Below are 22122 nucleotides of genomic sequence, written 5' to 3'. Positions count from 1 at the left end.
CCCGAATGGCTGCGCCTGTCGCGCCATGGTGAGGTGCTGGGCAAGTACCGCATCGCCGGCGGCAAGGACCTGTTGCAACCCGCGCTGGTGCCGCTGACCACTCAGCATGTGCTGGCCTTCATGCGCTACAAGGGGCCGGCGCCGCACCGCGTGATGCGCGCCGAGTCGGTCGATGGCGGGCAGCACTGGTCTACGCCAACCGCCACCGATGTGCCCAACCCCAACTCGGCGGTCGCCGTGCTGCGCCTGAGGGATGGCCGGCTGCTGATGGCCGCCAACCCCATCCGCTCCAACCGGAACGTGCTGGCGCTGCTGATTTCCCGCGATGACGGCCGGCACTGGCAGCGCATCGTCACCCTGGAAGAGGGCGGATCCGAAGCCGAGTTCTCCTACCCGTACATGATCCGCAGCGGCGACAGGATTGATCTTGCCTACACCTGGCGGCGCAAGCGCATCCGGCATGTGCGCTTTAATCTGAACTGGCTGAATGGCAAGGCGCGAGCCGCGCAGCGCGACCCGGCCGCCGCGGACCGGCCGATTTTTCAGGAAAGCGGCTCATGATGCCCTGGCTGCACAACGCCATCGGCCTGCTCGGCACCGCCCTGCTGCCGACCCTGGGACTCGTGCTACTGAGCGGCCTTTTCAGTCGTTCCCTGCGCGTACGCTGGGCGGTCGCGGCGCTCGGTCTGGTGCTGCTTCTGCTGGTGCGCATCGACGGACTGCCCCTGGCGGCCTATACCCGCGCGCTGTTCGGCGATCTCAGCGTCACCACCTGGTGCCTGATGCTCGGCGCGCTGAGCGTTCGCCTGGGCGGCCCTGCCTTGCTGCGTCCGGAGGAGCGGCGGGCGCTGCTCACCCTGGCCGGGCTCGCCGGACTGGTGTTCTATCCCCTGGCCGCGGGTTTGACGACCTTCGATCCCTACGCCCTCGGCTGGCGTCCCTGGCCGCTGGTGCTGGGGCTGCTGCCGATCCTGTTGCTGCTGTGGCGGCTGCCGCGGCGCGGCGGCGCGTGGGTGCTGGCGCTCGCGGTGGCGGCCTTCGACCTGCATCTGCTGGAGTCGACCAACCTGTGGGACTACCTGTTCGACCTGTGGCTGGTGCTTTACGCCTGGGGCTGGGGTATCGCCCGGCTGCTGCACAGCGCCTGGCAAAGGGGAACCCGGAGCCGCTTTCGGGAGACCAAGCTTTCATGAGCGGCCTCTCCTCCACCCCTGATCTGATCATCTCCCTGTTGCTCGGCGCCATCGGCGCCGGCTATTTCCTGTATGGGCGCAAGCAATCCAACCTGGTCTCGATGCTGTCCGGCGTCGGGCTGATGCTGTTTCCCATGTTCGTAAGCAACCCCTGGATCATGGCGGGGGTGGGCGTGGTCCTTTTGGTGTTACCCTTCAAGGTGTCCCTGTAACCGCACCCGAGTCGTCTTGAGCCAGACAGCCGTCCATCGCCCCCGCAAGCGTTTCGGCCAAAACTTTCTGCACGACCGCGGCATCCTCGCGCGCATGGTCGCGGCCATCGCACCCCGTGCCGGCGATCATCTGGTCGAGATCGGTCCCGGCCTGGGCGCGCTCACCGAGCCCCTGCTCCAGCATCTCGACGCCCTCGACGTGGTGGAACTCGACCGCGACCTCATCCCGCACCTGCAAAGCCTCGCCGGCCCGGATCGGCTGCATATTCACCAGGCCGACGCCCTGCGCTTCGACTTCACCGTGCTTGCCGACAAACCGGGCAGTCTGCGCGTGGTCGGCAACCTGCCGTACAACATCTCCACACCGCTTATTTTCCACCTGCTGGAAAACGCGCCGCTGATCCACGACATGCATTTCCTGCTGCAAAAGGAGGTGGTGGACCGGCTGGCCGCCGCGCCCGGCGGGAAGGACTACGGCCGACTGTCGGTGATGGTTCAATACGCCTGCGAGGTGGAGTCCCTGTTTCGGGTCCCGCCCGGCGCCTTTACACCGCCGCCCAAGGTGGACTCGGCCTTCGTGCGCCTGACCCCGTACCCGGAACCGCCCTGGCGGGCGATCGACCCGGCCCTGCTGAGCCGTCTGGTGAACCAGGCCTTCACCCAGCGCCGCAAGACGCTGCGCAACGCGGTCAAGGGCCTGGCCGACAGCACTGACATCGAGGCCGCCGGGCTCGACCCGACCCAGCGTCCAGAGACCCTGTCCGTCGCCGACTACGTGCGCCTCGCCAACCGGCTCACCGACCGTCCGCCGGAGGACGCGTGAAACTCAGCGAGGCGGAGATCTACCCCGACGCCGAGCACCTGGCCGAGGCGGGTGCGCAGCACCTGCTGGAGCGCGCGCACCACGCCTTCACCCTGCATGACGCATTCCATGTCGCCCTGGCGGGCGGGCACACCCCCGCCGCCCTTTACCGCCGGCTGGCGGCCCACGCGGATGGCAGCGACTGGAGCAAATGGCATGTGTACTTCGGTGACGAACGCTGCGTGCCCCCGGACGATCTACAAAGCAACTACCGCATGGCGCGCGAGGCCATGCTCGATGCCCTGCCGATTCCGTTTGAACAGATTCACCCCATGGTGAACCATCCGGAAGCGCCTGCGCGGGACGCCGCGGCCTATGCCGAACTGCTCACCACCCTGCCGCAGGCCGAGGGCTGGCCGGTGTTCGATCTGATCCTGCTCGGCATCGGTCCGGACGGTCATACCGCCTCGCTGTTTCCGGACAGCACCCTGCTGGCCGAGACAGAACAAACGGTAGTCGCGGGATTCGTGCCGCAACAGCGCATGAATCGCGTCAGCCTCACCCGTCCCGTGTTGGAGCACGCCCGCGAACTGGCCTTTCTGGTCTGCGGTGCGGAAAAGGCGCCGGTCATCGGCGCCATCGAGCGCGGCGAGCACCGCAACTATCCTGTACAACAACTCGCCCCGCAGGGGCGGGTGTCGTGGTGGCTGGACGCTGCGGCCGCCGAGGAGATCAGGTCATGAAGGTACTGGCAGCCGATGTCGGCGGCACCAAGACCCTGCTGAATGTCGCCGAGATCGTGGACGGCCTGCCCCGGACGCTGCATCAGGAGCGTCTTCCGAGCAGCGACTACGAACGCTTCGAAGACCTGCTGGCGGCATTCTTCGAACAAACCGGGGCCGAGCCGCACGACATCGCCGCCGCCTGTCTGGCGGTCGCCGGCCCGGTCAGCGACGGCCGTGCACGCCTCACCAACCTGCCCTGGTCGCTGGAAAGCGGCACGCTCACCGCCGCGCTCGGCGGCGCGACGGTGGAACTGGTCAACGACTTCGCCGCGATTGCCTACGCCCTGCCCCATCTGGGTCCGCAGGAGCTGCGCACCTTGCAGGGCGCCGCGCAGGGCGGCCCGCGCCTTATCGTCGGGGCCGGCACCGGCCTGGGGGTCTGTACCATGAGCGCCGACGGCGAAGTCATGCCCGGGGAGGGCGGGCACGCCGGCTTCGCACCAGCCGACGAGCAGCAGGCCCGGCTGTGGACCTTCGTGCAAAGCCGCGAGGGCCGCTGCACCCGCGAGCATCTGCTCAGCGGCCACGGCATCGCCCGCATCTACGCCTTTTTGCATCAGGAACTGGACCATGATCCCGATGAGGCCCTGACCGCGCTCGGCGGCGGCGATCCCGCCGCCCACATCACCCAGCGCGCCGACACCGGCTCGGACAAGGTGGCCCGGGAAACGCTGCGCCTGTTCGCGCGCATCTACGGCAGCCAGGCCGGTGACCTCGCCTTGGGACTGCTGCCGCGCGGCGGCGTATACATCGCCGGCGGCATCGCCCCGCGCATCCTGCCGTTTCTGACCGATGGCGGGCTGCTCGACGCCTTCCTCGACAAGCCGCCGATGCGGGCGCCGCTCGAAAACACGCCGCTGCATGTGATCCTCGATCCCGAGGTTGGGTTGAAGGGGGCGGTGTATCGAGCGTGTCAGATTGGTAAGGCGTGAAAAGTGAGGGGTAAGGCGAAAAGACACAACCTCTCCTCACGCCTAACACCTGACGCCTCACCACAAATCCCCCTCAGAATCTCACCCGTCCCGGGTATAATGTCACCATGACACAGACCCACGACATCCAGGTGGAAGCCGAGAGCTTCTACATCCCCGAACAGTCCGACCCGGACAACGAGAGGTTCGTTTTCGCCTATACGGTCACCATCACCAATCGGGGCGAGATCTCGGCCCGCCTGCTGACCCGTCACTGGGTCATCACCGACGCCAACGGCAAGGTGCAGGAGGTCCAGGGCGAAGGCGTGGTCGGCGAGCAACCGTATCTGCGCCCCGGGGAGCAGTATCAGTACACCAGCGGCACGATGCTGGAAACGCCCATCGGCACCATGCAGGGCAGCTACCAGATGCACGCCGATGACGGCCAGGAGTTCGACGCCGAGATTGCCCCCTTCAAGCTGTCGATTCCCATGAAGCTGCACTGAATCGCGCCGCGCGCAAGCGGCCCCGCCAACGGGAAATGCCATGACTTTGCGCACCAGCTATACCTTCATCGCCCCGCTGTACGACGCGCTCGTCGCCGGCGGGACGGCACGCTTGCGGCGCAACAGCCTGGAGCTGCTCGGTGATCTGACGGACAAGGAGGTATTGCTGTGCGGCGTGGGCACCGGCCTCGACCTGGCTCACCTGCCGCCCGGCCCGCGCTATACCGGCGTGGACCTCACCCCGGCCATGCTCAAGCGTGCCGCGCGCCGTGCACAGGCGCTGCCGATCGAGCTGCGCGAGGGCGACGTGATGGCGCTCGATCTGCCCGACAATCGCTTCGACGTGGTCATCATGCACCTGATCCTGGCCGTGGTGCCGCAGCCGGAGCGCGCCCTCAGCGAGGCGGCACGGGTCTGCCGCCCGGGCGGCCACATCCTGATTCTCGACAAATTCCTGCGTCCCAACCAGCTGGCACCGGTGCGCCGTCTGGTCAATCCCGTGCTGCGCCGGCTCGCGACCCGCACGGACGTGGTGTTCGAGCCCCTGCTGGCGCAGTGCCCGACGCTGTCCCTGCTGGAGGACCGCCCCGCCGTGCCCGGCGGCTGGTTCCGTCATCTGCTGCTGACCAAACGCGCATGAGCCGCCTGCTCAAACCCATACCGCCTGTCTGGCTGCTGGTCGCCGTGCTGGTACTGCTGATCGCCTCGGGGATCAGACCACAAGCGGACCGGCTGACCTGGTTTCTGGAAACCATGCCGGTGATGTTCGGCATGCTCATCCTGGTGCCAACCTGGCGGCGCTTTCCCTTCACCCCGCTGGCCTATCATCTGATGGCCCTGCATGCCGTCATTCTCATCGTCGGGGGCTATTACACCTACGCCCAGGTGCCCCTGTTCAACGACCTGCGTGACGTGCTCGGCTTCGCGCGCAACCATTACGACCGCATCGGGCATATCGCCCAGGGGTTCGTGCCGGCGATCATTGCGCGCGAGCTGCTGATCCGCACTTCGCCGCTGCGCCCGGGGAAGTGGCTGTTCGCCATCGTCACCCTCACCTGTCTTGGCATCAGCGCCCTGTATGAATTAATCGAATGGGCCGTCGCGCTCATGTCCGCCGAGGCGGCACAGGCCTTTCTCGGCACCCAGGGAGACAACTGGGATACCCAGTGGGACATGTTCCTGGCGCTGTGCGGCGCCATCGCGGCGCAGGTACTGTTGTCGCGCTGGCATAATCGCCAGATCGCCAACCTTTAGGAATCCACTCAAGGAGTCATTGTCTTGGCGGTATACGCCATCGGAGACGTGCAGGGCTGTAACGCGGAATTGCAGTCGCTGCTGCAGCGACTGTCGTTCGACCCGACCGCGGACCAGTTGTGGTTCGTCGGCGATCTGGTAAACCGCGGACCGGCCTCGCTGGAAACGCTGCGTTTCGTGCGCGAACTGGGCGATGCCGCGATCGCGGTGCTCGGCAATCACGACCTGCACCTGCTGGCGGTGGCGGCGGGCACCCAGGCGCTCAAGCGCAAGGACACCCTGCAACCCATCCTCGACGCCCCCGATGCCGCCGAGCTGCTCGACTGGCTGCACCACCGGCCACTGGTTCATCACGACGCCGAACTGGGTTTCACCCTGGTCCACGCCGGCCTGCCGCCGCAGTGGGACATCCCTCAGGCCTGCGCCTGCGCACGCGAGGTGGAAACGGTGCTGCGCGGCGCCGATGCCCGCGCTTTTCTGGCGCAGATGTACGGCGACGAACCGTCCCAGTGGCGCGACGAACTGGACGGCTTCGACCGGCTGCGCGCCATCATCAACGCCTGCACGCGGCTGCGCTACTGTACCCGCAGCGGTGAGATGGCCTTGGATTACAAGGGCGCGCCGGGCACCCAGCCCACAGACCTGATGCCGTGGTACGAGGTGCCCGAACGGCGCTCGCTGGGCGCGCGCATCGTGTTCGGACACTGGTCGACGCTGGGATTTCGTGCCGAGAACGAGGCCTATGCGCTGGACACCGGCTGCGTGTGGGGCGGTCTCCTTACCGCGCTGCGCCTCGATACGGACCATCCGGTGCCGGTCAGCCTGCCCTGTCCCGGCGCACTCAAGCCGGGCGTGAACAACGACTGACGTGCCCCCTTAAAGGCGTTTCCACAACGCCTCGATCTCCTCGGCCTGTTGCTTGGCCGCCCTGGCCTGATCCCTGCTCTGCTGCCGGTAACCGAGCCAGTCGAAACTGCTGGAATGTTCGAGCAGGTGGTCGAACTCAATCTGCTGCTGTTTATCGAGAAACCCGATCGACAGGCGATCCCCTGCCTGCAACAACTGGTGCGGCGCGAGCAGCGAATAGTGGCGCAGGTCCGCATGCGGATTGACGAGCATGAGGATATCGAACGGCACGATACGGCTCAGGCGTCGGTTCTGAATCCCCTGCACGCTCACCACCACGCCGTCCTCGCCGATCACCTCCACACCGATCTTCAACCCCTTCTCGGCCAGGTACTCGAGCGTGCGGATCACACCAATACGCCAGTGCGTACCCTCCGGTCCGTGTTCACGAATACCGACCAGTTCGCCGACCCGCGCCGCGGTCGGTACCTCGCGATGCCACTGCAGCCCGTAACCATGTGTGGAGACATCGACGACCTCCCAGTGCGGGGTAACGCCCGCCACATGCTCCCCTTCCTGTTCGGGTTGGGTGAGCAGTGCATCGAACTCCAGTCCGCCCGACCAGGGGTCGCTGCGCGCTTCGTCCTGCAGGCGCAACACTCGCGCTTCGCTGAGCTGCCTGCCGCCACCGTACACCGCCGCCTTGTCGCTGCGCAGGGCGGCGAGTATGGCCGGCATTCCGAGCGCCACGACCACCTCGCGCTGCGCCTTCACCCGCGCGCTCTCCCGCACCCGGGTCACGGTCAACTGGCCCAGCAGATGGCAGGCCAGATCCTGCGTGATGACGGCGGGCTTGCGAATCGCCTCGGCGACTTCATGCGCGTGCAGACACTGATCACGAACGGTTTTCAGAAACCCGCCCAGTTCCAACATGCGCAGTGTGTCCACGGGATTTACCGCATAGACAGGCACATAATGCGCGGGCGAACCCTGCGCCAGGTCCACCAGGTAGGCTCCATGTCCGGTATCGGTCGGCAGTTCGCTGCGCACAGTGCAAACATCGGCGTGGCTGTCGATAAACGCATACAGCATGTCGACCTCTCCCATGCCCAGCCCCAGCGGCCGCGACAGGGCCAGCAGCTGCACCCGCAGAAACACCTTGCGAATCGTTGAGGTCTCGGTCGGCGACACGGCGTCGCCGTGGATCACCTGCTCGGTAAGACTATGTTCTTCGGCAAAGGCGTAGAGCGCGTTGATGTCCTGCCAGGTTTCCGTCCGCGCATGCACGAACATCTCGGCATCGATCAGCAGCACCTGTTCGAGATAGCTCATCGCCCGGTGCGTGCATACGGCCAGTGCCTGTGCGCCGAGATGATGCCCGGGCAGCAACCCCTTCAAACCGCTGCCGGCCTGACTGTCCTCGATGCAGCGCTTGTACCCGATGCCCATTTCCTCGAGCAGGGTCTGCATCAACTCCACGATCATGCGTGAGCGGCTGGGCAGCGGCAGGGTACGGGTGACCAGGTGCCGCTCCAGATGTTTGAGCACCATACCTGCCAGGGGGTGCAGGTATTCCATGTCGGGATAACGATCCGCCATCCCGACGGGATGGCGATTGACGGCATGCAGCGCGTGGTAAAAGGCACGCGCGGTCTCACCCATGTTCACCAGCGGCAATCCGTCCAGCCACAGCTTGAGCTGGCGGGGATGCGTGGGACATGGCAGTTCCAATGACGGATCGTAGTCGGGAATATTCAGCCGCATACGGGAATGTCAACAAAGGCGGGAATCGCCGCTCCTGGCAGTATAGACTCACCGTCGCCCAATATAATCCGGAACTTTCCGGCCCGACACGGGACCAACGGCTGCAACCGTGGACGGCAGAAAACACGGCACCGAGTATCGGATACAATCTGCAACCGCATGACCGATTCATTGCTCATCGAAGCCCTCGGGCTCAGTCATCACTACGGCCAGCTCGCCGCCGTGCGCGAGGTCAATCTCACCCTGCGCCGGGGCGAAGTGCTGGGCCTGCTCGGACCGAACGGCGCGGGCAAGTCCACCACCATGAATATGCTGTGCGGCGTGCTGGCGCCGACCGCCGGGATGATCCGCATCAACGGCATCGACCTGCTCGACGAGCCGCGCAGGGCCAAACAACACATCGGTTACCTGCCGGAACGGCCGCCGGTGTATCGCGACATGACGGTGGACGAATACCTCGCCTATACGGCCCGGCTGCACGGGTTGAAACGCGCGGGCGTTTCACGCGCCCTGCACAACGCCAAGCAACGCTGCGGCCTGGAACAAGCCGGGCGGCGGCTGATCGGCAATCTTTCGAAGGGCTATCAGCAGCGCGTGGGCATCGCGCAGGCCATCCTGCACGAACCGGCGGTGGTCATCCTCGACGAACCCACCGTCGGACTGGACCCGATCCAGATTCACGAAATCCGCGACCTGATCCGCGACCTGGGCAGCAAGCACAGCGTGCTGCTTTCCACTCACATCCTGCCCGAAGTCCAGGCCGTATGTGACCGGGTGCAGATCATCCATCAGGGCCAGACGGTGTTCGACGAATCGCTCGACACACTTGCCCGACGCGAGTCCGACCGACTGCTGGTCGGCTTTGCGCATCCACCGGCCATGGAAGCGCTCAAGGGAGTCGCCGGCGTCAGCGATGTCGAAGCGCTCTCCGAAGGGCGGTTTCGCATCCGCCACGCGGCCGCAACCGATACCGCCGCCGAACTGGCGCGCCGGTCGGCCGAACACGACTGGGGGCTGCGCGAACTCACTCCGGAACGCGCCGGGCTGGAACAGATATTCATGGATCTCGTTTACCGCGAGGCCGAGGCGGCATGACCTTCACCATCGCGCGCACCGAGTTCCGGCGGCTGTTCGGAACCCCGTTGGCCTGGTCGATCCTGGCCCTGTTGCAGTTCATCCTCGCGCTGCTGTTTCTGATTTTCGTGCAAAGCTTCCTGACCCAGATCCAGCCGCACAGCGCCGGACTGGCCAACGCCCCCGGCGTGACCGACTACGTGCTCACCCCGCTGTTCATGTGGGCGAGTATTTTCATGCTCGGGGTCATGCCGCTGCTGACTATGCGCAGCTTCGCCGATGAGCGTGCCCACGGCACGCTGACGCTGCTGTCCAGCGCCCCGATCGCCAGTACGCATATCGTACTCGGCAAGTTCCTGTCGCTGGTGTTCTTCATCATCGTCATGCTCGCCATGCTGATGCTGATGCCGTTGTCGCTGACCGCCGGCACGCATCTCGACTGGGGCAAACTGGCGGCCGGACTGCTGGGCCTGTTCCTGCTGCTCGGCAGCTTCGCTGCGGCCGGCATCTACATCTCCAGCCTGACCGCGCAGCCCATCATCGCCGCCGTCAGCACCTTCGGACTGTTGCTGTTCCTGGTCATTCTTTACATTTCCGGCGCCTCGCAGGGCAGCAGCAGCGCGCTGTTTTTGTACCTCTCCCATTTCAGCCACTTCCTGAATTTCCTGAACGGGAATTTCGACAGCAGCGATCTCCTTTATTACCTGCTGTTCATGCTCACCTTCCTGGTGCTCGCCATCCGCCGCCTGGACCAATTGCGCTTTAAACCATGAAACTGACGCCCCGTTCCCGCCGCTGGCTGATGTTGCAGAACATCCTGTTCGTGGTGCTGTTCCTGGGTGTCGTGGGCGCGCTGGCGTGGCTGTCGAAGACCTACGACTATCAGGCGGACTGGACCGCCAACCAGCGCAACTCCCTGTCGCAGACCTCGCGCAAACTGCTCAAGGCGCTGCCCGCTCCGCTTGAGGTCACCGCCTTCGTACCGGACAATCCGGATCTGCACCGCCGCATCCGTGCCCGCATCAAGGAATACCAGCGCTACAAGCACGACATCACGCTGCATTTTCTCGACCCCTCGCTGCACCCGCAGGAAGCCAAGGCTGCCGGCGTAAACCGGGGCGGCAACCTGGTGTTCAGCTACCAGGGCCGGCGCGAACTCGTCTCCAGCCTCGGCGAACAGCAAATCGCCGAAGCCCTGCAACGGCTGGCGCGCCCGAACAAACCGCAGGTGTATTTTCTGACCGGCCACGGCGAGCGTGATCCCGCCAGCCCCAACAACCCGGGTTATTCGCAGATCGCGCAAACCCTGATACGCAGCGGGCTGGATCTTCACAAACTCAACCTGGTGCGCAAGGACGGCATCCCGGCCGATACCTCACTGCTGGTGATCGCCGGCCCGCAGGATCCGTTCACACCAGGTGAGGTCGCGGCGATCGAACACTTCCTGCAGCATGGCGGCAACCTGCTCTGGCTGCAGGACCCCAGCCTGCCGACCACCCTCAAACCGCTGGCTGGCGAATTCGGCATCCGGTTCCTCAACGGCCTGGTGGTGGAATCCAATCCCAAGCTGCGCGCGCTGCTCGGCATTCAGAATCCCGCCGTGATCCCGGTGATCGACTACACCCTCACCCCGGTCACCCAGGGCCTGCACAATCAGACGATCTTCCCTTTCACCAACGGCATGCAGGTTACCCAGCAGGAGGCCAACTGGATCGCCACCCCTTTCCTGCACAGCCTGCCGAGCAGCTGGAACGCCACCCAGGGGCTGACGCCCGAACTTAAATTCAGCCGACAGGCCGGCGACATCAAGGGACCGATCACCATCGGCACCCTGCTGACACGCATGCATGGCAAACAGCAACAACGGGTCGCCGTGATCGGTGACAGCGACTTCATGGCCAATGCCTTCCTGGGCAACGGCGACAATCTCCAGCTCGCGGTCAACCTGTTCAACTGGCTGGCGCACGACGATGCCCTGCTGAATATCGCGCCGCGCACCGCACCGGATACGCATCTGGTACTTGGCCACAACCAGGGCATTCTGATCGGTGTGTTCTTCCTGTTGATCCTGCCGGCAGCATTGATGCTGGCAGGCGTATTGATCTGGGTGCGCCGGCACCGTCGCTAGCAGGCTATTTATTGTCTACTCATGCGGCACGATAGCGCGTCAAAATCCGTCTCAAAATGCGGGGCTGCGCAGCAGCAAACACTGAGCAAACTGCGCTTTTTCGCCCAATTTTTCCTTCTCTCGCACTCGCCTGAGCGATAATAAATAGCCTACATATGCGTCGTTATCTCTGGATCAATCTGGTGCTTGCCGTCGTGCTGATCGGTGCGGCAGCCGTGATCTGGCTGCATCCCGGCCGGTCGAACAAGCACAGGCACCTGACCGATCTGCACACCGACCGGATCACCCACATCGTCTTCAGGCACCGGGGGCAGGCAACCGTCGAGCTGCAGCGCGATGGCGACCGTTGGATGATGCAAAAACCCTACCCCATGCCGGCCAACCCCGTTCAAGTACGCAAGCTCCTGCACCTGACAAACGAGCAGATACTCGGCAGCTATTCACTGGAGCAGGTGGATCGCAAAAAGGTCGGTCTCGACCCGCCGCTGGCCACCGTTGATTACGCCGGTACCCGGCTGGCGTTCGGCGCAGCCAACCTCGTCACGCACGACCGTCTGGCGCAACTAGACAAACAGGTGTACCGCATCGCCGATCTTGGCGACAGCGTACTGGAGGCCAGCCCGGCCTCGTTCGTCAGCCTCAAGCTGCTGCCCGACAACACAATGTTCAAAGCCATCATCCTGCCTAACCTGCAACTGGATCTCGACGTTGCCAACGAGTGGCAGGCCAAACCTGCGCCGGCCAAGCTGAAGGCCGACACGATGCAGGCACTGGTGGACAACTGGCGGGAGGCGCAGGCCTTGTGGGTACGCGCGGCAAAACCACCCACCGTGAACCGCGGCCGGATTACGCTCAAGCTGAAAAACGGCAAGACCGTGCGCTTTATCATCGTGCAGCACCGCCCCAACCTCATTCTGTTCAGACAGGGCGTCAATCTGAGCTATCTCATGCCGCCCGACGCAACGACTAAACTGCTGCAACTGCAGAGCGGGTCCGGAAAAGCAGCCACGCAATGAACAGCCGCTTCGAACTCCACCCCCAGCTTGCCCAGGACTGTGTGACGCTCGGCCGCTTTGCGCTATGCCGGCTGCTGTTGATGGACGACGCCAACTATCCCTGGTTCATCCTGGTACCCGAACGCGAGAACGTTCGGGAAATCTTCGAGCTGAGTACCGTCGACCAACAACAGCTGCTGACGGAATCCTCGGCGCTATCCGCCACGCTCATGCAGGCCTACGGCGGCGACAAACTCAATGTCGCGGCACTGGGCAACGTGGTTCCGCAACTGCATATCCACCACATCGTCCGCTACCGTCACGATCCTGCCTGGCCGAGGCCCGTGTGGGGACACGGCCCGCGCAAGCCCTACACGGAAGAAGAAAGGGAAAAACGCCTGGCGCCCCTGTGGGCCGAACTCACCGAATTCACCTGGCACAGGTAAATTCGCCTAACAGGCCGTTGTTGTCGCTCAGGCGAGTGCGAGAGAAGGAAAAAGCGGACGAAGAAGCGCAGTTTGCACAGTGTCTGCTGCTACGCAGCCCCGCATTATGAGTCCGATTTTGACGCCCTATCGTGCCGCATGAGTAGACAACAACAGGCTGTTAGCGCGGCAGCGGCAATACCCCCAGAGCGCGCAGCAGACCGAGCGGATACATGCCGCGCGAAATCAGCCGCCAGCCGACCTGACGGATAATGCGCAGGGAGTCGTACACGGGATGGTAGTGGCTGGAACGCGCACCCTCGTGTTTGTGATACACGGTGTCGATCGGCACCCCGCGGCTGTAGATGCCGCTGCGCGCAGCCTGGATAAGGATGTCGCTCTCGAACACGAAGCCGTGCGCCACATCGTGCGGCGCCATCACCTCGCGGAAGACACTGTCGGGATAGGCGCGAAACCCGGACTGGGTGTCGCGAATCGGATAACCCGCCGCCCAGGAGATCCAGAAATCTGCCTGCCGGTTGGAAAAGGCCCGCAGCCACGGGGCGTTCTCCCGCCCCAGCACCCGGGCGCCGATGACGATGCAGCCGGGATTGGCCACGTATTCCTCCAACAGTCTCGGGATATCCTCAGGGCTGTGCTGGCCGTCCCCGTCCAGCGTGATCACCACATCGGCGCCCTGTTCGATGGCATGGATCGCACCGTGCCAGATACTCGCCGCCTTGCCCCGGTTATGACTGTTGCGCAACAGCGTGACATCCAGCTCATCGAGCTGTGCAGCGGTTGCGTCGGTGGAGCCGTCATCCACAACGATGACCTGATCCACCACCGCACGTGCGCGGCGCGCGATACCCGCAATGGTGGCAGCTTCGTTATAGGCGGGAATGACGACGGCAGGTTTCATTCTGGTGACAGAAAATCAAAAGACGGCAGTGTGGCCCAGGTTTGTGACGATTGCATTATCCAGCCACCTGCCATGACTGGCCAGCCGTCACAAATAAAGACGAATGCTAGGCCATACCACCGTTGATGGAGATCACCTGCCCGGTGATGTAGGCGGCGCGCTCCGAAGCCAGGAAGGCGACCAGATCGGCGACCTCCTCCGGCTGACCGGCGCGCTTCATGGGAACGAGCTGTTTGACGAGATCGGCGTCGAACGTGCCGCCGCTCATCTCGCCCTCGATGATGCCGGGGGCGACGACGTTGACGGTGATGTTGCGCGAGGCGAGTTCGATGGCGAGAGATTTGCTGGCGCCGTGCAGGCCGGCCTTGGCGGCGGCGTAGTTGGCCTGGCCGCGATTGCCCATCACGGCGGCGATGGAGGACAGACTGATGATGCGCCCCCAGCGGGTGCGGATCATGGGCATCAGCAGCGGCTGGGTGACGTGGTAAAAACCGTGCAGGCTGACGTCGATCACCCGCCGCCACTGGACTTCGCTCATCCCGGCCAGCGGAGCGTCATCGTGCATGCCGGCGTTGTTGACGACCACCTGGACGGGGCCGTCCTCGAGCAGGGCTTCGAGACTTGTGCGAGTGGCCTCGGCATCGGTGACGTCGAACACCACACTGCGGGCCTGTCCGCCCTCGTTGCGGATACCCTCGGCGACGGCCTCGGCGCGTTCGGGACGCGAAGCCGCATGCACGATGACTTCATAGCCCTCTGCAGCCAGTCGGCGGCAGACCGCACCGCCGATATCGCCGCTTCCGCCGGTCACCAGCGCGCGCTTCATGCTGCCTCCCGCGCGACCACCATCAGCCGGCCCGCTGCCAGCACCCGGTCCGCCGCGCTCAATTCAAACCCGTACATCAGATTGCCGCCCTCTCCCATCAGACGTTCCGCATCCACCTGCAGCGGCGCTTCGATAGCGTCCAGGTGGGGCACGTTCAAACTGACCTCGCGGATGGCCGCGAGGAATCCCTGCCCCAGCGATTCGCCGCGCGCCCGGGCGAGCAGGCCGCCGTGCACCGCCATGGCCTGCGCCCCGTATTCCACACCGTGCACCGCGGCCAGCACGCCGTCCCGGCGCAAGGGGTTGTCGGCCCGCAGATGACTGCGACTCAGGCAGCGAATGCGCGATTCGTCCCAGGCCTCGACGCCGTCGAGCAGGCACATGGCGCCATCGTGCGGGATCAACGCGCACAGTTCCTCGCGCTCGATCAGCACGGCACGCACTCCACCAGCAGCTGCCGCCCGGGCAGATAAGGCAGCACCAGGCGGGCGGTAGCCCCTTCCGCCAGTGCCTTCAGCAACGGCAGGGCGCGGGCGGCGGGATTGTCCCGGCGCAGCGCTTCGAGCCCGGCGTGATCGAGCACGGTTTCTTCCTGGTCCTTGACCAGCTCCAGGGTCAGGCAGGCCGAACTCGCGGCGCTGGCTTCCTGGGTCAGCACCAGGGCGCAGCCGAAAGGCTCGCGCACCGGACGCGCCTCGCTGATCGGAAACGGTGGCGGCACGTCATAGGCCGCCAGCAGGACGGAGCCGCCCTCCAGGCCAACCTGGGTAGCGGCCTCCATGAGCCCGGCGGCAAAGCTGGCATCGAAGGCCGACAGTGAGGTCGACGGTGCGCGGGACTTGCTGGCGATGGACCAGTAACCCGCCGGTGCGTTGTGCACCGAATTGTGGAACTGGGTCGGGGAGATTGCCGGATCGCTGGATGCCAGGGTCTCGCAAATCGCGTGGATGATATCCATGTCGCCGCTGGCGGAAGCGAACACGCTGGCCAGCTCCGCAAGATCGGCCTCGGCGTTTTGCGCGGCCTCATACGCGACTGCCAGAGCCAGGCGCATGATGGGGCTGGTACGGCGCCGCTCGTTGGGCGGCAGGATTTCGGGGGTCAGGCGCGGCAGCGAGGTCGCCTCGTAGTCCGTCTCGCCGGCCAGGCAGCGCTGTCCCTCTTCCCAGCCTGCCAGACCGGGGGCGGCCAGACCGATACCGCTGATGTGGATCTCGTTCATTGCCGGCACCCCAGGATGAGACTCGCGTTGCTGCCACCAAAACCGAACGAGTTGGTCATCACGTAACTCACCTCGGTATCGCGGTTTTCGAGCACGACGTTGCTCTGGAAGGCAGGGTCCACGTTTTGGGTGTTGATGCTGCCGGGTATGAAGCCATGCTCGATGCTCAGGCAGCCGAAACCTACCTCGGTGATGCCTGCGGCACCCAGGGTGTGACCGGTCCAGCCCTTGGTCGAGCTGCACGGGGTCTGGGTGCCGAGCACGGCGGTGACGGCGCGATCCTCCGCCGCATCGTTGGCCTGGGTCGCCGTGCCGTGGAGGTTCACGTAATCGATGGTGTTGGCGTTCAGACCGGCCCGCGTCAGCGCCGCGCGCATGGCGTCGGCGGCGCCCAGCCCTTCGGGATGAGGCGAGGACATGTGATAGGCATCGGCGCTTTCGCCGTAACCGAGCACACACAGGCAGTCGTCCGTCTCGTCGGCCCATTCGATCAGGGCGAAACCTCCCGCCTCACCGATGTTGATGCCGTCGCGTTCGGGATCGGCGGGACGGCAGGGCTGCCCCGACACCAACTGCAGGGAGTTGAAGCCGTACAGCGTCATCAGGCACAGGCTGTCCACGCCGCCGACGATCGCGGCCTCGCACAGTCCGGCCTGCATGTGCCGCCAGGCGGTGGCGAAGACCTTGGCGCTGGAGGAACAGGCGGTGGAGATGCACTGGGCCGGCCCTTCCAGCAACAGGGCGTCGCGCACGTAGGAGGCCAGCGAAAACACGTTATGAGTGTGCTGGTAATCGAACCAGTCGGGCAGCGGCTGATCCGCGCCGTGGCGGGCCCGGTAGGCACGCTCGGTCTGCTCGATGCCGGAGGTGCTGGTGCCCATGAACACGCCGATGCCGTCCGCACCGTAACGGCTGCGCGCCTGCAGGCAGGCCTCCTCGAAGCCGTCCTGGGCCAGGGCCAGCTGCGCCAGCCGGTTGTTGCGGCAATCATAGGCGGACAGGCGCCCGGTGACGGGCAGGTCCTCCAGCCCCTCGACCCGGCCGATCCAGGTCTCAAGCTCGGCGCCCTCGAAATCACATGGCGTCAAACCGCTGCGCCCGGCGCGCAGGGCTTCCAGCGAGGCGGCGTTTCCTCGGCCCAGCGCATTCGTCAGGGTGTAGGCGGTGATTCGCAGGGGACGCATGTATGGTTCTGTGTTTTTTCTTTATGTCTCGGCCCTGGGCCGACGCTGGGCGAGCAGCATCGCCAGCAGGTAGGCGCTGCCGACCCCGACTGCGGCGGTCAACCCGATGGCCCGCAGTACCGGCAACGACGAGACGGCAAGGATAGCAAACACCAGAACGGTGGAGATAGCGCACAGGCTGAGCGCGTGCAGGGTCGCCGCACGCGCCGCCCGGTCCGGTTCGCGATGGCTGAAGAACAGCGCGTAGTCCATGCTGATGCCCGCGACCAACAGCAGGGAAACCAGATGGAAAATCGACAGGTGTTCTCCCGCCGCCACCAGCACCGTCACATCCAGCAGCAGCGCCAGGAACAACGGCCCGATAACCACGAAGACGAATCTTATGCCGCGCAGGCCGACCGTCAGCACCAGCAGGATGATGACCGCCGCCAGCAACAACTGCTGCAGGGCCCGATGGCGGAACGCCTGCATCAGGCCGGTGGACTGGGCGCGCATGTCCAGATAGCTGACGTTCTTGAAGTGCTGCGACGCGAACCAGTCGCTCAGCGGCTGCGGCGCCTTGACCCCGATCAGCGGCACCAACGCAACCCATTCGCCATTGTGTGTGTACAGCAGACTGCCGATCCGGGCGCCCAGCAGGGTGCCTTTCGCCTCGGCGGGCGTCACCGGCGACTGGCGGCGCGCCTGCTGTACGGCCTCGATGAACGGCTGGAACAGACCGGCGCGAAACGGCAGCCCCGCCAGGGCCTGGTCCATCCGGCGGCGCAGGGTTTCGGCATCCGGCAGCGCGGCCTGACGCGCACGCTGGGTGGCCGCATCGGGCAGGTAGCGCGCCGCCATATCGAAGCCGCGCAGCCAGCCATCGCGGATCGGCCCCTCCCTGAGCGCCCGTCCCAGGACCTGGCTGCGCTGCAGCACCTGCTCGGCCGTCGCGCCCTGCACCACCACCAGATGACTCACCTCGGCTGCGTCCAGGTCCGCGCGCAGGCGTTGGTCCAGCGCCAGGGACGCGGGCGGGATGGGACTCAGCGCCGACAGGTTGTCCTCCCAGATGCGGTCGCGGTGCTGCCAGAGCACCATGGCCGAAAGCAGCACGAGCGCCAGCAGCAAGAGCATCGCGACCGGCCGCGGCCGGATGCGCTCCGCCATGTGTTCCAGCAGGACGGTGCGGCGCACCGGCTCGAACCCCTGCGGAATCAGGCGCGGCAAGACCCAGCGGGTGAAACCGGCGGCGGCCGCCAGGCCGGCAATGGCGAAGGTGCCCAGTTGCCCCAGGCCGACGAACCCGGTACCCAGCAGGGCGAGATAACCGGCCATGGTCGTCAGCACCCCGAGGCGCAGGGTCGGCCAGATGCGCCGCAGGCTGGTGCTTGGGGATTCCCCGCCGGACAAATGGCTGAACAGGTGCAAGGGGTAATCGATGGCCACCCCCAGCAGGGTGGCGCCGAAGGCCAGCGTAATCCCGTGAATCTCGCCGAACACCGCATTCACCGCCACCACGCCGGCCAGGACGGCGCTGCCCAGCGGCAACGCCGACAGCAACACCAGCCGAAACGAACGGTAGACGGCGAGCAGCAACAGCACCAGCGCCACGCTCGCCAGGCTGCTGAACCACTGCGAATCGGACTTGATGGTGTCGCGCGACTGCACCGCGAACACCGGCGGGCCGCTCAGAATCAGATGCAGCCTGCCGGCCGCGTTCACGGCCGCAAAGCTCGAGTGCAGGGCCCCGATCGCCTGCTGCATGGCCCCCAGGTCCAGCCCCGGGGCGCGTGTCTCTGCCAGCAGGAGGGCCCGTTCGCCATCGGGCGAGACCCAGACGCCGTTGCGCCGTTCGGGGGCCTGGGCCGGCTGCCAGGCGCTGAGCATGGCCAGAAACGCGCCGGTGGGGTCGGCGGGCAAAAAGCGCTTTTCGAGCATGCCGAGCGGCGTGCCCAGCTCGGCCAGACGCATCTGCAGATCGGCATGCAGTTTGGTTACGGTGAACGCCTGGGCATCGACGGCCGGACTCAGCAGATAGCGCCAGCCGAACAGCTGCCGCTCCTCGGCCGGATCGAGATGGAGCTCGCCGTTGGCCACCTGCGCGAACAAACCGCTTTGACGCAACCTGCCGGCGTAGGCCCGGCTCGCCGCCGCCCGTTCGGCGGCGGTACCGCCGTCGATCGCGATCAGGATGGCACGCGCGGCAGGCGAATCCTGCATCTCCTCCAGCATCAACCGCTGCTCGGCCGTGTGCCCCGGCGGCATGAAGACCGACAGGGCCGTGCTGAGCCGCAACGCATAATGCAGATAAACGCCGCCGGCGCAGACCAGCGCCAGCCATAGCAGCGGCGCGGCCCAGCGCGCCTCAGCCAGCCGACGCAGGACGCTCATGCAGCACTTGATGGGAAAGTTTGAGGACGCTCGTATCGCCGCCCACTTCCTGCATCTCCACCTCATCCAGGCGAATGCCCGAACCCTTGAGGGTGATGGCGCGCACATAGTTCGCCAGCCCGGCATCGGCCGGTGTCAGCTCCAGTGTCCAATGCGCCCGGTCGCCCTTGAGGCGGGTCTTGAAATAGGCGTGCAGGGTCTTGCCGTCACCGGCCAGGGTGGCGCGCAGCGCGGCGATGAACGCCGCCAGGGTTGGATAGTTGTCCAGACGCAGGCTGCGCTTCTCGCCCTGGGCACCGATCGTCTCGACCGAATCGCCCTGCACGGTATACCCCGACCCGCCGCCCGCGTCGTGCTTGGCCAGATAATCGGGTGCGCGGTAGACCAGTGTCCCCTCGGTGATCAACGGCACGTCGACGAATCCTGACTGCCGGGTCTCGGTATAGTGCGCGGTCGATTCGCCGACCCGGGCGAACCCGTGCAGCAGCGCATCCAGGGACCACGCCTGTGCCTGCGCCGCCGCTGGCATACCGCTGAACAGCAGGAAGGCCGTGAAGCAGATACGGATGAACGCGGATCGTGAAACGGGTCGGGCGGCGGTTGTGATGGAGGTCATGGGTGGAGGCGAATCGGGCTTTGTATGGCGCCAGCACGTGTTCATGAATGAATGCTCGGCAGATTCTGTTGTGGTTGTCGAAGATGGTGCGGCGGGCACGGGCTGGCAAGATCCCCGACACGGGTTGAGCCTATTGGTTGCCGCACCGCCTATCTAGTATGAAGATAAACGGCCACCGCGTGAATCCGACCGCCATGATCCAGTTCGCCCGCTCCCTCAGCGCCTACGGCACACCGTCTTTCAACGAGGTCGTGCAGACCGAGATCGAAAACCTGGGCGCGGACTCGCTGCCGCTGCAGGCCGGATTGTCCCGGTCCAGCGTCGCCCTCGACGACGACATCCGGGCCATGGTCATCAGCGTTTCCGAGGAACCCGGCTCCATCCGGGTCAAGGCCGGCATCTTCTACGCCGGGATCATCGCCGGCTGCAGTTGCGCCGATGACCCGACTCCCGTCGACGTGCAGCCGGAGTATTGCGAGGTGCGCTTCGATATCGACAAACATACCGGCCGGGCGACGGCGACGCTGCTTACCGACGACCGCTAGCGCCGCGGCTAGGACCCACGCTTCCAGTAATCGTAAAAGTTGAACCAGTTGTACGGTGCCAGGCGTGCGTAATGTTCCAGGCGTGAAGCGTATTCCTGGGTCAGTCGCTGCACCTCGGCCTCACGTTCTCCGCGCGGCACGTCGATCCCGTCGGTGAGCACTTCGAAGTGGATGTCGTAGCGGTTGCCTCCGCTGTACAGACCGAAAAACAAGATCACCGGCACCTTGAGAGCGGCGGCCATGAGCATCGGCCCGAGGGGGAATTCGGCCTGCCCGCCCAGAAAATCGCAGGTCGTGGTCTTGGCGCTTTCCGCCACACGGTCGCCCAGCATCCCCACCAACTGGCCATGGGTCACGGCTTCATGCACCTGCAGCAGCGTATCGTGCCGCCCCAGGGGAATGACGGTGTCCGCCACCGCCGGGTTGAGGCTCATCAGCAGGCGGGTAATGGTCTGGTTGTGCTCGGGGTACATAAGGATCTTGAGCGGCAGGTCGTGCCATTGCAGGCCCAGGGCGCGCAGCACCTCGAAACTGCCCAGGTGCGAGCCGAGCAGCAGGCAGCCTTTACCGCTGCGCACCTGGCCGAGCAGGATGTTTTCGTTGTGGACGTGCACGTCGAACAACCCGTCGCGCCCGGCCAGCAGGAACACCCGGTCGAGAATGGTGGCGGCAAAACAGTAGATATGCCGCGCCATGTCCAGCCAGCCGGGCTCGCGTCCGAGCACCCGGCGCAGATAGTTGCGCGAATGGGCATGGGACGCGGTGGCGCGCAGCAGGTAATAGGCTGTGATGGGATACAGCAGCAGGCGCGTGAGACCGCGGCCCAGGTGCAGCGCCAGCCAGCGGATGATCATCAGCGCCGTGGCACTGCCGCGTTCGGTCTGTTCGGTCCAGGCGCGGCTCACCGTTCCGCCCCGCCGGCGATGCGCAGGCTGCCCTGGGCGATCACCTCGTCCTCCACACGGCAGGTGAAGCGCCGCGTCTCGCCATCGGCGGATTCGAAACTCACCCGGCAATGCTGCCCCGGCAACAGCGGACGCAGGAATTTGACCTGCCGGATGCCCGTCACCTGCACGCCCCCGCCCAGCAGACCGAAGACGTGATCCAGGATCACCACGCCCGGCACCACCGGCTGCCCCGGGAAATGGCCCGGCAGGGACGGATGGTCGTCCGGAATGACGAATCCCGCCTCGTTCATACCTGCACCCCGCGGCTGGCCAGCAGGTCGAGGATGGCCTGGCGCGGCAGCTTGCCAGTGGCGTTGCGCGGCAGGCTGTCGACCTTGACCAGGGGGCGCGGCAAAAACACCGGGTCGAGGCTGCGCCCCAGGGCCTTCAGAATGTCGGCCTCGCTGAGTCCGGGCGCCACGACCAGAGCGGCCAGGCGTTCGCGCACACCCTCGTCCGGCACCAGGAACACACCGTCTTCGACGCCGTCGATGGCCAGCAGGCGGTGGTTGAGATCGCCGAGCGCGGCGCGCTTGCCGGCGATGTTCACCAGGTCCGCCTTGCGTCCCAGCCACTCGAACCGCCCGTCCTC

Annotated in this window: 27 protein-coding genes; 16 read left to right on the top strand and 11 right to left on the bottom strand. The window is 65.5% G+C overall.

Translation table 11 applies throughout. From position 1 onward, the window contains the following. The 10 genes from P8Y64_08000 to P8Y64_07955 all read left to right on the top strand — a co-directional run. The coding region (locus tag P8Y64_08000) for an exo-alpha-sialidase (GenBank protein ID MEJ2060414.1) at nucleotides 1-561 on the top strand (561 nt) is incomplete at its 5' end. Further along, nucleotides 558-1193, top strand: coding sequence for a hypothetical protein (locus tag P8Y64_07995; GenBank protein MEJ2060413.1), 636 nt, complete (start codon nucleotides 558-560; stop codon nucleotides 1191-1193). The genes P8Y64_08000 and P8Y64_07995, both read left to right, overlap by 4 nt. Then, on the top strand, nucleotides 1190-1405 hold the full coding sequence (locus P8Y64_07990) for a hypothetical protein (GenBank protein MEJ2060412.1): 216 nt from the start codon (nucleotides 1190-1192) through the stop codon (nucleotides 1403-1405). Before P8Y64_07995 ends, P8Y64_07990 begins: the two co-directional genes overlap by 4 nt. 16 nt (nucleotides 1406-1421) lie before the next feature. Continuing rightward, complete coding sequence (gene rsmA, locus P8Y64_07985; GenBank protein MEJ2060411.1) at nucleotides 1422-2228, top strand: 16S rRNA (adenine(1518)-N(6)/adenine(1519)-N(6))-dimethyltransferase RsmA; 807 nt, start codon at nucleotides 1422-1424, stop codon at nucleotides 2226-2228. After that, nucleotides 2225-2950, top strand: coding sequence for a 6-phosphogluconolactonase (gene pgl / locus P8Y64_07980; protein ID MEJ2060410.1), 726 nt, complete (start codon nucleotides 2225-2227; stop codon nucleotides 2948-2950). Before rsmA ends, pgl begins: the two co-directional genes overlap by 4 nt. Next, a complete protein-coding gene (glk, locus tag P8Y64_07975) occupies nucleotides 2947-3924 on the top strand; it encodes a glucokinase (protein MEJ2060409.1) in 978 nt (325 codons plus the stop codon). The genes pgl and glk overlap by 4 nt, the downstream gene beginning before the upstream one ends. A 107-nt stretch (nucleotides 3925-4031) precedes the next feature. Beyond that, complete coding sequence (gene apaG, locus P8Y64_07970) at nucleotides 4032-4409, top strand: Co2+/Mg2+ efflux protein ApaG (protein MEJ2060408.1); 378 nt, start codon at nucleotides 4032-4034, stop codon at nucleotides 4407-4409. A 40-nt stretch (nucleotides 4410-4449) separates the two neighbouring features. After that, nucleotides 4450-5049: a class I SAM-dependent methyltransferase gene (locus P8Y64_07965; GenBank protein ID MEJ2060407.1), complete on the top strand. Its 600-nt coding sequence runs from the start codon at nucleotides 4450-4452 to the stop codon at nucleotides 5047-5049. Beyond that, nucleotides 5046-5663, top strand: coding sequence for a DUF2238 domain-containing protein (locus P8Y64_07960; protein MEJ2060406.1), 618 nt, complete (start codon nucleotides 5046-5048; stop codon nucleotides 5661-5663). Before P8Y64_07965 ends, P8Y64_07960 begins: the two co-directional genes overlap by 4 nt. A 24-nt stretch (nucleotides 5664-5687) precedes the next feature. Then, on the top strand, nucleotides 5688-6530 hold the full coding sequence (locus P8Y64_07955; protein MEJ2060405.1) for a symmetrical bis(5'-nucleosyl)-tetraphosphatase: 843 nt from the start codon (nucleotides 5688-5690) through the stop codon (nucleotides 6528-6530). Nucleotides 6531-6539: 9 nt separating this feature from the next. Here the strand turns inward: P8Y64_07955 and P8Y64_07950 are convergent, their stop codons facing one another. Beyond that, nucleotides 6540-8273 (bottom strand): hypothetical protein, encoded by a 1734-nt coding sequence (locus P8Y64_07950; GenBank protein MEJ2060404.1) that lies wholly within the window; start codon nucleotides 8271-8273, stop codon nucleotides 6540-6542. Nucleotides 8274-8432: 159 nt separating this feature from the next. On the opposite strand from P8Y64_07950, the gene P8Y64_07945 reads away from it, so the two are divergent. From P8Y64_07945 to P8Y64_07925, 5 genes are all read left to right on the top strand, one after another. Then, complete coding sequence (locus P8Y64_07945; GenBank protein ID MEJ2060403.1) at nucleotides 8433-9368, top strand: ATP-binding cassette domain-containing protein; 936 nt, start codon at nucleotides 8433-8435, stop codon at nucleotides 9366-9368. Further along, nucleotides 9365-10120, top strand: coding sequence for an ABC transporter permease subunit (locus tag P8Y64_07940; protein MEJ2060402.1), 756 nt, complete (start codon nucleotides 9365-9367; stop codon nucleotides 10118-10120). The genes P8Y64_07945 and P8Y64_07940 overlap by 4 nt, the downstream gene beginning before the upstream one ends. Further along, on the top strand, nucleotides 10117-11475 hold the full coding sequence (locus tag P8Y64_07935; protein ID MEJ2060401.1) for a GldG family protein: 1359 nt from the start codon (nucleotides 10117-10119) through the stop codon (nucleotides 11473-11475). The genes P8Y64_07940 and P8Y64_07935 overlap by 4 nt, the downstream gene beginning before the upstream one ends. Nucleotides 11476-11630: 155 nt before the next feature. Further along, nucleotides 11631-12491, top strand: a complete 861-nt coding sequence (locus P8Y64_07930; protein ID MEJ2060400.1) for a hypothetical protein — start codon at nucleotides 11631-11633, stop codon at nucleotides 12489-12491. Next, nucleotides 12488-12916: an HIT domain-containing protein gene (locus P8Y64_07925; protein MEJ2060399.1), complete on the top strand. Its 429-nt coding sequence runs from the start codon at nucleotides 12488-12490 to the stop codon at nucleotides 12914-12916. The genes P8Y64_07930 and P8Y64_07925 overlap by 4 nt, the downstream gene beginning before the upstream one ends. A gap of 160 nt (nucleotides 12917-13076) precedes the next feature. Here the strand turns inward: P8Y64_07925 and P8Y64_07920 are convergent, their stop codons facing one another. From P8Y64_07920 to P8Y64_07890, 7 genes are all read right to left on the bottom strand, one after another. Further along, a complete protein-coding gene (locus P8Y64_07920) occupies nucleotides 13077-13817 on the bottom strand; it encodes a glycosyltransferase family 2 protein (GenBank protein ID MEJ2060398.1) in 741 nt (246 codons plus the stop codon). 106 nt (nucleotides 13818-13923) lie between these two features. Beyond that, complete coding sequence (gene fabG, locus P8Y64_07915) at nucleotides 13924-14643, bottom strand: 3-oxoacyl-ACP reductase FabG (protein MEJ2060397.1); 720 nt, start codon at nucleotides 14641-14643, stop codon at nucleotides 13924-13926. Next, complete coding sequence (locus tag P8Y64_07910) at nucleotides 14640-15077, bottom strand: hydroxymyristoyl-ACP dehydratase (GenBank protein ID MEJ2060396.1); 438 nt, start codon at nucleotides 15075-15077, stop codon at nucleotides 14640-14642. The genes fabG and P8Y64_07910 overlap by 4 nt, the downstream gene beginning before the upstream one ends. Next, the gene (locus P8Y64_07905; GenBank protein ID MEJ2060395.1) at nucleotides 15071-15865 is read right to left on the bottom strand and encodes a beta-ketoacyl synthase chain length factor; all 795 of its coding nucleotides are present in this window, start codon (nucleotides 15863-15865) and stop codon (nucleotides 15071-15073) included. The genes P8Y64_07910 and P8Y64_07905 overlap by 7 nt, the downstream gene beginning before the upstream one ends. Continuing rightward, complete coding sequence (locus tag P8Y64_07900; protein MEJ2060394.1) at nucleotides 15862-17049, bottom strand: beta-ketoacyl-[acyl-carrier-protein] synthase family protein; 1188 nt, start codon at nucleotides 17047-17049, stop codon at nucleotides 15862-15864. Before P8Y64_07900 ends, P8Y64_07905 begins: the two co-directional genes overlap by 4 nt. 21 nt (nucleotides 17050-17070) lie before the next feature. Continuing rightward, on the bottom strand, nucleotides 17071-19422 hold the full coding sequence (locus P8Y64_07895) for an MMPL family transporter (GenBank protein MEJ2060393.1): 2352 nt from the start codon (nucleotides 19420-19422) through the stop codon (nucleotides 17071-17073). Continuing rightward, the gene (locus P8Y64_07890; GenBank protein ID MEJ2060392.1) at nucleotides 19397-20038 is read right to left on the bottom strand and encodes a hypothetical protein; all 642 of its coding nucleotides are present in this window, start codon (nucleotides 20036-20038) and stop codon (nucleotides 19397-19399) included. The genes P8Y64_07895 and P8Y64_07890 overlap by 26 nt, the downstream gene beginning before the upstream one ends. Nucleotides 20039-20196: 158 nt before the next feature. On the opposite strand from P8Y64_07890, the gene P8Y64_07885 reads away from it, so the two are divergent. Next, a complete protein-coding gene (locus tag P8Y64_07885; GenBank protein MEJ2060391.1) occupies nucleotides 20197-20583 on the top strand; it encodes a hypothetical protein in 387 nt (128 codons plus the stop codon). A gap of 8 nt (nucleotides 20584-20591) precedes the next feature. Here the strand turns inward: P8Y64_07885 and P8Y64_07880 are convergent, their stop codons facing one another. From P8Y64_07880 to P8Y64_07870, 3 genes are all read right to left on the bottom strand, one after another. Further along, nucleotides 20592-21488, bottom strand: a complete 897-nt coding sequence (locus tag P8Y64_07880) for a lipid A biosynthesis acyltransferase (protein ID MEJ2060390.1) — start codon at nucleotides 21486-21488, stop codon at nucleotides 20592-20594. Further along, nucleotides 21485-21781: a hypothetical protein gene (locus tag P8Y64_07875; protein ID MEJ2060389.1), complete on the bottom strand. Its 297-nt coding sequence runs from the start codon at nucleotides 21779-21781 to the stop codon at nucleotides 21485-21487. Before P8Y64_07875 ends, P8Y64_07880 begins: the two co-directional genes overlap by 4 nt. After that, the coding region (locus tag P8Y64_07870) for a hypothetical protein (protein MEJ2060388.1) at nucleotides 21778-22122 on the bottom strand (345 nt) is incomplete at its 5' end. The genes P8Y64_07875 and P8Y64_07870, both read right to left, overlap by 4 nt.

This window comes from Gammaproteobacteria bacterium, assembly GCA_037388465.1.
GTDB lineage: Bacteria > Pseudomonadota > Gammaproteobacteria > SpSt-1174 > SpSt-1174 > JARRKE01.
Note: the sequence above shows the minus strand (reverse complement) of the source record. Positions and strands in the feature narration are given on the sequence as shown.